2 protein-coding genes are annotated in these 1358 nt (G+C 70.9%); both read right to left on the bottom strand.

Annotation, left to right across the window (positions count from 1 at the left end; all coding sequences use genetic code 11):
- Nucleotides 1–642: NAD(P)/FAD-dependent oxidoreductase (locus AB0J09_RS64820; RefSeq protein WP_360714454.1), on the bottom strand; the 642-nt coding region annotated here is incomplete at its 3' end.
- Nucleotides 632–841, bottom strand: a complete 210-nt coding sequence (locus AB0J09_RS64815) for a ferredoxin (protein WP_360714452.1) — start codon at nt 839–841, stop codon at nt 632–634. The genes AB0J09_RS64820 and AB0J09_RS64815, both read right to left, overlap by 11 nt.
- Nucleotides 842–1358 lie beyond the last annotated feature (517 nt).

The following is a 1358-nucleotide window of genomic DNA, read 5'->3' as shown; positions in this document are numbered from 1 at the left end:
GGTGACAGTAGCCCCGCAGCGCAGGTCCACCCCGTGCCTCCGCTGCATTCCGGCGGCAAGCTTCGACAGTGTGCCGCCGAGCGCGCCCACCAGGGGTGCGGGGCCGCGCTCGGTGACCGTGACCTCCAGTCCCCGTTCCCGGCAGGCCGAGGCGACCTCCGAGCCGGTGAAGCCGCCGCCGATCACCAGGACCCGCCGCGGCCCGGCGGCGAGCCGCTCGGCCAGCCGTCCGGCGTCATCGCAGGTGCGCAGGGTGAACACCCCGTCCAGGGCGGCCTCCTCCGGGTTGGGCCAGGGCCGCGCCCGGGTCCCGGTTGCGATCAGCAGCCGGTCGAAGGGCAACGACTCGCCGTCGGCCAGCACCACCCGTTTCCCGAGGGGGTCCAGACCGGTGGCCCGCACCCCGAGCCGCCAATCGGCGTCCGGGTCCCGGCGCATCGGCAGCCCGGTGGCGTCCGCCGCCGCCTGGCCGAGCAGCACCTGTTTGGACAGCGGCGGCCTGTCGTAGGGCGGACAGGGCTCATCTCCCACCACGGTCAGTGAGCCGGTGAAGCCCTCCTCGCGCAGCGTCTCGGCGGCTCGCAGCCCGGCCAGCGACGCGCCGATGATGACGATCCGGCCCTCCCGCAGGTCACCGGCCACCAGCGTTCACCTCCTCACCGAGGAGGATGGCCTGGACCGGGCACGCCGCCGCGGCCTGGCGCACGCGCTCCAGCTGGTCGTCGGGGACGGCCGGGTCGTACAGCAGCGCCTCCTCCCCGTGCAGGTGGAACACCTCGGGCGCGAGGAACACACACTGCGCATAGCCCTGGCAGCGGGTGAGGTCCACAACGATCCGCATCCCACCACTCCCTCCGTCACCTCACCCCTGTTCCTGTCCAGAACAGCAGCCCAAAAGTCGGACATTAAGGCAATAATCGGGAGATCACCTGACTGCTGCGCCGGGGACGGGCCTCCTCGAAGGCCAACCCCTTCCTGTTGGGGTCTGGTGGCACGTTCGCTATTGCGCCGTCCACCTTAAGTTCAGCGCGGCTGAAGGTCTTTCAGCGGAGAACTCGCCTTCAGGAGGCTGAGGCTCGTCGGTGACTCAGCTACCGCTTCTTGCCTCAGCTCAGCGGCCCGGCTGACCTGAGCTGAGGCAATTGCGCGTCTTGCTGGGACGGGGGTCGTGGTGGAGGAGGTCAGGCGGTGATGTCGGCCTCGATGTGGGTGACGGCGGTCATGGCGCCGTAGGCGAGGAGGAAGACGGTGCAGTGGTCGCTGAGGCGGCGGGCCGAGCGCGGCATGCGCCTGGCGGGCCTCGAGGTCCGTACGGCCACCCTCGAAGACCTGTTCCTGGACCTCGCGAGGAGCGCCCG

Origin of the sequence: Nonomuraea sp. NPDC049784, from assembly GCF_040659615.1 — a bacterium.
Classification (GTDB): domain Bacteria; phylum Actinomycetota; class Actinomycetes; order Streptosporangiales; family Streptosporangiaceae; genus Nonomuraea.
This window is presented reverse-complemented; position numbering and strand designations above follow the sequence as displayed.